We start from the raw sequence: 7,254 nt of genomic DNA, 5'->3' as shown, positions 1-7,254 counted from the left end.
GCCGAATCCGAGGCCGCCCCCGCCCCCGTCAGCCCGGCCCCCGCCGTCAGCAGCAGTTCCCCGCCCAGCAGGTACGGCGACGGATCGGCCATCTCCGAGGCGTGGACCCCGTGCACCTCGGCCTCGGCCGGCCCCGCCAGCCGGCGCAGGTCCAGCTCCCGGTCGGCGAGCAGGGCCGCGAGGGCGACCGGCGCGGTGGGAGGGGTTTCCGCGGCCATGGATGGATACTCCATACACATCGAGACGACCTGATGGATGAAACGTACACTTCGCGCCCCCTCCCCGCCCCCTTACGCTCGAAAGACCGCACCAGCAGGACCCCCGCAGGACCACCAGAAGGGCACCCCCATGAGCACCGAGCAGACGCCGCGCGGCCCCGTCGACTCCTCCCGCATCCCGCGCTACGCCGGTCCGGCGACCTTCGCCCGTCTGCCCCGCCTGGACGAGGTCGGCTCCGCCGACGTCGCCGTCGTCGGCGTGCCCTTCGACTCCGGTGTCTCCTACCGCCCCGGCGCCCGCTTCGGCGGCAACGCCATCCGCGAGGCCTCGCGCCTCCTGCGCCCGTACAACCCGGCGCAGGACGCCTCCCCGTTCGCCCTCGCGCAGGTCGCCGACGCCGGCGACATCGCGGTGAACCCCTTCAACATCAACGAGGCCGTCGAGACGGTCGAGGCCGCCGCCGACGAGCTGCTCTCCTCCGGCTCCCGCCTGATGACCCTCGGCGGTGACCACACCATCGCCCTCCCCCTCCTCCGCTCGGTCGCGAAGAAGCACGGCCCCGTCGCCCTGCTGCACTTCGACGCCCACCTGGACACCTGGGACACCTACTTCGGCGCCGAGTACACCCACGGCACCCCGTTCCGCCGCGCCGTCGAGGAGGGCATCCTCGACACCGAGGCGCTCTCCCACGTCGGTACCCGCGGCCCGCTGTACGGCAAGCAGGACCTCGACGACGACGCCAAGATGGGCTTCGGCATCGTGACCTCGGCGGACGTCTACCGCCGCGGCGCCGACGAGATCGCCGACCAGCTCCGCCAGCGCATCGGCGACCGCCCGCTGTACATCTCCATCGACATCGACGTCCTGGACCCGGCCCACGCGCCCGGCACCGGCACGCCGGAGGCGGGCGGCATGACCTCCCGCGAGCTGCTGGAGATCATCCGCGGTCTGTCCTCCTGCAACCTCGTTTCCGCCGACGTGGTCGAGGTCGCCCCGGCGTACGATCACGCCGAGATCACCTCGGTCGCGGCCTCGCACACCGCGTACGAGCTCACCACGATCATGAGCCGCCAGATCGCCGCCTCGAAGGCGAAGTAACACCCGGCGTGACACCCGGCGAGGTACGGCGGCCCGGCACCACAGCGCGACGGCACGAAGGGCACGCAAGCACGTGACGCACGACCACGACCTGGTTCTCCGCCCGACCGAAGCCCAGACGGCGGCCGCCCTGGCCCCGCCGCCGGGCCGTACGGGCGGGGACCTGGTCGTGGAGACGCTGCGCGGCCTCGGCGCGACCACCGTCTTCGGTCTGCCGGGGCAGCACGCGCTGGCCCTCTTCGACGCCGTCGGCCGCTCCGACCTGCGCCTGGTCGGCCTGCGCACGGAGAACAGCGCGGGCTTCGCCGCCGACGCCTACGGCCGCCTCACCGGCGAGGCGGTCCCGCTCCTCCTCTCCACCGGCCCCGGGGCGCTCATGTCCCTGCCGGCCCTCGCGGAGGCGGCGGCCGCCTCCGCGCCCGTCCTCGCCATCTCCTCCCAGGTCCCGTCCCCGGGCCTGGGCGGCGGCCGGCGCGGCCACCTGCACGAGCTGCGCGAGCAGTCCGCGTCCTTCCGTGACGTGGTGAAGTCGGTCCACACCGCCCGCACCCCCTCCCAGATCCCCTCCGTCGTCGCCGAGGCCTGGGAGTCGGCCCTCACGGCCCCTCACGGCCCCGTCTGGGTGGAGATCCCCGAGGACGTGCTCCGCGCGGAGACGGTGATCCCGCAGGTCACGGGCATGGACGCCAGTCCGCGTGAACTGGCCCCGCGCCCGGAGCTGACCGCGCTGGCGGCGCACTGGCTGTCCCGGGCCGCACGCCCGGTGATCATCGCGGGCGGCGGCGTGATCCGCGCGGACGCCGCCGGCAAGCTCAAGCAGCTCGCGGAGCGGCTGAACGCCCCCGTGGTCACCACCTTCGGCGGCAAGGGCGCCTTCCCCTGGAACCACCCGCTCTCCCTCCAGTCCTGGCTGGAGGACCGCCACATGACGGACTTCCTGGAGGACGCCGACGTCCTGCTGGTCGTCGGCTCGGGCCTGGGGGAACTCAGCTCGAACTACCACACGTTCTTCCCCACGGGCCGGGTCGTCCAGATCGAGGCCGACCTCGGCAAGCTGGAGTCCAACCACGCCGCGCTCGGCATCCACGCGGACGCCCGCCTGGCCCTCCAGGCCCTCCTGGAGACGGTCGGCCCCCGCGAGGACGCCGACGCCCCCGCCCGGGTCCGCGCGGTCCTCTCCGACATCGCCGCCCGCCTCGCCGCCCAGGACCTCACCCTGGAACAGCAGCTCCTGACCTCGATCAGGTCCGCCCTCCCGGCCCGCTCCCCGTCCTTCTGGGACATGACGATCCTGTCCTACTGGGCCTGGTCGGCCTTCGATGCCAAGCACCCCAACACCATGCACTCGGCCCAGGGCGCCGGCGGCCTCGGCTACGCCTTCCCGGCGGCCCTCGGAGCGGCCCTCGCCGAGCCCGGCAGCCCGGTCCTCGCCGTCTCCGGCGACGGCGGGGCGATGTACTCCGTCTCCGAGCTCGCCACCGCGAAGCAGTACGGCCTGGACGTCACCTGGCTGATCGTGGACGACGGCGGCTACGGCATCCTGCGCGAGTACATGACGGACGCCTACGACGGCCGCACCACCGGCACCGAGCTCACCCGCCCCGACTTCACGGCCCTGGCAGCCTCCTTCGGCGTCCCGGCCTCCACCACCACCCCGGCCACCCTCCGCGAGGACCTCGCCGCCGCCCTCACCACCCCCGGCCCCTCGGTCCTGGTCCTCCCGGCCACCCTCAGGATGTTCGCCCCGACCCACCTGGGCTAGGCGGCCTCGTGATGCTGGGCCGCGAAGACCACGTGGGACGTCTCCCCGACCAGCTTGAGGGTCAGCTCGGACTCCATGGCCCGAGCGAGCCGTGCCAGCAGAGGCACCGTCGGTACGGTCCCGCCCAGCTCCAGCTTCGACACCTGGGGTTGTGTCATCCCTGCCCGGCGCGCGAGCTCGGTCTGCGAGATCCCGAGCTCGCTGCGACGGTCGTACACCGCCTGCCCGAGCTCGAAGGCGAGCCGGATCTCCTCCCTCTGCCGTGCGGTCTCGGCGGACTCGGCCAGGCCCTGTGCCACCTTCCTGTCCCGCGAGAGCTTCCACTGAGCGTGGCTGACCATGGCGTTCTCCCTTCTAGACGTCACGGGTATACACGTCGACCGCCGGCCCATGGGAGGACTCGCACACCCGGCCCGCGCGTACGGCCCGATCCACTTCTGCGACTTCGCGCTGCTTCGTCTTCCTGAAGACGGTCAGAAGCACGATCCTCCGGTGAGGAGCGAGGCGGTACGAGAGGCGCACCGCCTCGCGGTTGTGGCCGAGTATGAAGCGCAGCTCGCGGACGCCGCCTCCCAAGTGCCGTGAGTACGGTTCCCCGAGTGTGGTCGGAGCGTCGACGAGGAGTCCCACGGCGTGCTCCGCCACCAGGTAGTCGGCGTCCGACAGGTTCATGAGCCACAGCCGGACCTCCGGCTCGATCTCGACCGTGAAAAGGTCTTCCATATAGCTGAACGTATAGACAGTCCAGTGTATGGCGGCGGCGAAAGCGCGGGAAGCCGCCCGAACGAGTGAGGACCCGTTCCCGGGATCCCCGCTGCCCGCGTAGCCCGTCCGGCCGCTCCCCGCGTGCGCCGGAGGCGCCGTACGCGCATGTTCGAAATGTTGCGGCGGGATGAAATCCGCCGGTCGGAGCGTTGGGGGTCTCGGCAGGACAGGACCTACGGGGAGGCACCCACGTGACGGCGGCTGGGGAGAAACAGGGCTGGGGCAGGCGGCTGGCCGCCTACACCTGGCGGTACAGGCTCAACGTGCTGCTGGCGCTCGGCTCCTCACTCGGCGGCATGGCCGTCATGGCGCTCGTGCCGCTCGTCACCCGGGTCATCATCGACGACGTCATCGGGGACGGGAGCAAGCCGATGGGGCCCTGGGCGGGCCTGCTCGTCGGCGCCGCCCTGCTCGTCTACGTGCTCACCTACATCCGCCGCTACTACGGCGGCCGCCTCGCCCTCGACGTGCAGCACGACCTGCGCACCGACATGTACGACACCATCGCCCGCCTCGACGGCCGGCGGCAGGACGAGCTGTCGACCGGGCAGGTCGTCGGCCGGGCCACCAGCGACCTCCAGCTGATCCAGGGCCTGCTCTTCATGCTGCCCATGACCATCGGCAACTTCCTGCTCTTCGGGATATCCCTGGCCGTCATGGTGTGGCTGTCGCCGCTGCTGACGGTGGTCGCGCTGCTGATGGCCCCCGCGCTCTGGTTCATCGCCAAGCGCAGCCGCAAGAAGCTCTTCCCCGCCACCTGGTACGCCCAGGCCCAGGCCGCCGCCGTCGCCACCGTCGTCGACGGTGCCGTCACCGGCGTGCGCGTGGTCAAGGGCTTCGGGCAGGAGGAGCAGGAGACCGGCAAGCTCCGCGAGGCGGGGCGCCGGCTCTTCGGCGGCCGGATGCGCGCCATCCGGCTGAACTCCCGCTACACCCCGGCCCTCCAGGCCGTCCCCGCGCTCGGCCAGGTCGCCATGCTGGCCCTCGGCGGCTGGCTGGCCACCAAGGGGCACATCACCCTCGGCACCTTCGTCGCCTTCTCCACCTACCTCGCCCAGCTCGTCGGCCCCGTCCGCATGCTCGCCATGGTCCTCACCGTCGGCCAGCAGGCCCGGGCCGGCGTGGAGCGGGTCTTCGAACTCATCGACACCGAGCCGGTGATCGAGGAGGGGACGCGCGAACTGCCCGCCGACGCCCCCGCCACCGTCGCGTTCGAGGACGTCCGGTTCGGCTACGACCCCGAGCGGCCCGTCCTCGACGGGTTCACGCTGACCGTCGCCGAGGGGGAGACCGTCGCCGTCGTCGGCGCCTCGGGCTCCGGCAAGTCCACCCTCTCGCTGCTCCTGCCGCGCTTCTACGACGCCGACCACGGCACCGTCCGCGTCGGCGGCCAGGACGTGCGCGAGCTGACGTACGACTCCCTGCGCGCCGCCATCGGCCTGGTGCCCGAGGACTCGTTCCTCTTCTCCGACACCATCCGGGCCAACCTGGCCTACGGGCGCCCTGACGCCACCGAAGAGGAGATACGCGCCGCCGCCCGCGCGGCCCAGGCGGAATCGTTCATCCAGGCGCTGCCCGCCGGCTACGACACCAAGGTCGGCGAGCAGGGCCTGACCCTCTCCGGCGGCCAGCGCCAGCGCATCGCGCTCGCCCGCGCCCTCCTCACCGACCCCCGGCTCCTCCTCCTCGACGACGCCACCTCCGCCGTCGACGCCCGCGTCGAGCACGAGATCCACGAGGCGCTGCGCGCCGTCATGGCGGGCCGCACCACCCTGCTGATCGCCCACCGCCGCTCCACCCTCGCCCTCGCCGACCGGATCGCCGTCCTCGACGGCGGCCGGCTCGCCGACATCGGCACGCACGAGGAGCTGGAACGCCGCTCCGCCCTCTACCGCCGCCTGCTGACCGACCCCGAGGCCCTCGGTGCCGGCTCCCCGCGCACCCCCGGCGGGCCCTCCATGGCCGAGTTCGAACGGGACGTCCAGCGCGACCTGGAACGGGACATCGAGCTGGAGGCCGAGATCGACTCCGAGCCCGTGAGCGCCAAGCGGCGCGTGGCCGACGGGGTCACCCCCGAGCTGTGGCGGCGCCGGGACAAGGCCGAGGAGCCCGCGCCGGGAGCCACCCCCGAACTGCTCGCCCAGGTCGCGGCCCTGCCGCCCGTCGACGACCGGCCGCAGGTGGACGAGGAGCGGGCCGCGGCCGCCGAGGAGAGCTACGGCCTGCGCCGGCTGCTGCACGGCTTCTGGGCCCCGCTCGCCATCAGCCTCGGCCTGGTCGCCCTCGACGCCGGCGCCGGCCTGCTCCTGCCGGTCCTGATCCGGCACGGCATCGACCAGGGCGTGGAGAAGGCCGCCCTCGGGGCGGTGTGGGCCGCCGCGGGCCTCGCCCTGGCCGTCGTCATCGCCCAGTGGGCCGCGCAGTTCGCCGAGACCCGGATGACCGGACGCACCGGCGAGCGCGTGCTCTACGCCCTGCGCGTCAAGATCTTCGCCCAGCTCCAGCGCCTCGGCCTGGACTACTACGAGCGCGAGCTCACCGGCAAGATCATGACCCGGATGACCACCGACGTGGACTCCCTCTCCAGCTTCCTGCAGACCGGTCTGGTCACCGCGGTCGTCTCCGTCCTGACCTTCTTCGGCATCCTGATCGCCTTGCTCGTCCTCGACCTCGAACTGGCGCTGATCGTCTTCGCGACCCTGCCCGTCCTGGTCCTCGCCACGGTCGTCTTCCGCCGCAGGTCGGTCGCCGCGTACGAGCTCGCCCGCGACCGGGTCAGCCTGGTCAACGCCGACCTCCAGGAGTCCGTCGCCGGGCTGCGCCTGCTCCAGGCCTTCCGCCGCCAGCACTCCGGCGCCCGCCGCTACGCCGAGCGCAGCGACTCCTACCGCCAGGCCCGGGTGCGCGGCCAGTGGCTGATATCCGTCTACTTCCCGTTCGTCCAGCTACTGTCCTCGGGCGCGGCGGCGGCCGTGCTGATCGTCGGAGCCGGCCGGGTCGAGGCGGCCACCCTCACCACCGGCGCCCTGGTGGCCTACCTGCTCTACATCGACCTGTTCTTCGCCCCCGTCCAGCAGCTCTCCCAGGTCTTCGACGGCTACCAGCAGGCCACCGTCTCCCTCGGCCGCATCCAGGACCTGCTGCGCGAGCCCACCACCACCCCGCCCCCGGCCGCGCCCCGCGAGGTCACCGCCCTGCGCGGCGAGATCGCCTTCGAGGACGTGCGCTTCGCGTACGCCACCGCCGAGGAGCGCGGTGAGAAGGGCGAGGCGCTGGGCGGCATCAGCCTGCGGATACCCGCCGGGCAGACCGTCGCCTTCGTCGGCGAGACCGGCGCGGGGAAGTCCACGCTGGTCAAGATGGTGGCCCGGTTCTACGACCCGACCTCGGGCCGGGTCACCGCCGACGGC

At 72.7% G+C, this 7,254-nt stretch carries 5 protein-coding genes and 1 pseudogene; 3 read left to right on the top strand and 3 right to left on the bottom strand.

What is annotated here, in order from left to right; genetic code table 11:
* Positions 1–218 (bottom strand): annotated as a pseudogene (locus VR44_RS31740) (PucR family transcriptional regulator); the annotation flags it as partial.
* Between the two features lie 130 nt (positions 219–348).
* Here VR44_RS31740 and speB point away from each other — a divergent pair.
* Together speB and VR44_RS31730 are read left to right on the top strand one after the other, a co-directional pair.
* Positions 349–1,317 carry an agmatinase gene (gene speB, locus VR44_RS31735; protein WP_045951081.1) on the top strand — a complete coding sequence of 323 codons (969 nt, stop codon included), beginning with the start codon at positions 349–351 and terminating at the stop codon, positions 1,315–1,317.
* A 73-nt stretch (positions 1,318–1,390) separates the two neighbouring features.
* Positions 1,391–3,079, top strand: a complete 1,689-nt coding sequence (locus tag VR44_RS31730; protein WP_045951080.1) for a thiamine pyrophosphate-binding protein — start codon at positions 1,391–1,393, stop codon at positions 3,077–3,079.
* Here VR44_RS31730 and VR44_RS31725 read toward each other — a convergent pair.
* A complete protein-coding gene (locus VR44_RS31725) occupies positions 3,076–3,420 on the bottom strand; it encodes a helix-turn-helix domain-containing protein (protein WP_045951079.1) in 345 nt (114 codons plus the stop codon). The two genes, VR44_RS31730 and VR44_RS31725, sit on opposite strands and share 4 nt — an antisense overlap.
* A 13-nt stretch (positions 3,421–3,433) precedes the next feature.
* Positions 3,434–3,802 (bottom strand): type II toxin-antitoxin system RelE/ParE family toxin, encoded by a 369-nt coding sequence (locus tag VR44_RS31720; protein WP_045951078.1) that lies wholly within the window; start codon positions 3,800–3,802, stop codon positions 3,434–3,436.
* Between the two features lie 233 nt (positions 3,803–4,035).
* Between VR44_RS31720 and VR44_RS31715 the strand changes: the two genes are divergently transcribed.
* On the top strand, positions 4,036–7,254 hold a 3,219-nt coding region (locus VR44_RS31715; protein WP_045951077.1), incomplete at its 3' end, for an ABC transporter ATP-binding protein.

The sequence above is a fragment of the Streptomyces katrae genome, from assembly GCF_000966975.1.
Lineage (GTDB): Bacteria > Actinomycetota > Actinomycetes > Streptomycetales > Streptomycetaceae > Streptomyces > Streptomyces katrae.
The sequence above is the reverse complement of the archived record's forward strand: the minus strand, read 5'-3'. Positions and strand labels throughout refer to the sequence as shown.

Coding starts and splice junctions, on each gene's coding strand:
- speB (WP_045951081.1), top strand. CDS start 349: ATGAGCACCGAGCAGACGCCGCGCGGCCCCGTCGACTCCTCCCGCATC.
- VR44_RS31725 (WP_045951079.1), bottom strand. CDS start 3,420: ATGGTCAGCCACGCTCAGTGGAAGCTCTCGCGGGACAGGAAGGTGGCA.
- VR44_RS31720 (WP_045951078.1), bottom strand. CDS start 3,802: ATGGAAGACCTTTTCACGGTCGAGATCGAGCCGGAGGTCCGGCTGTGG.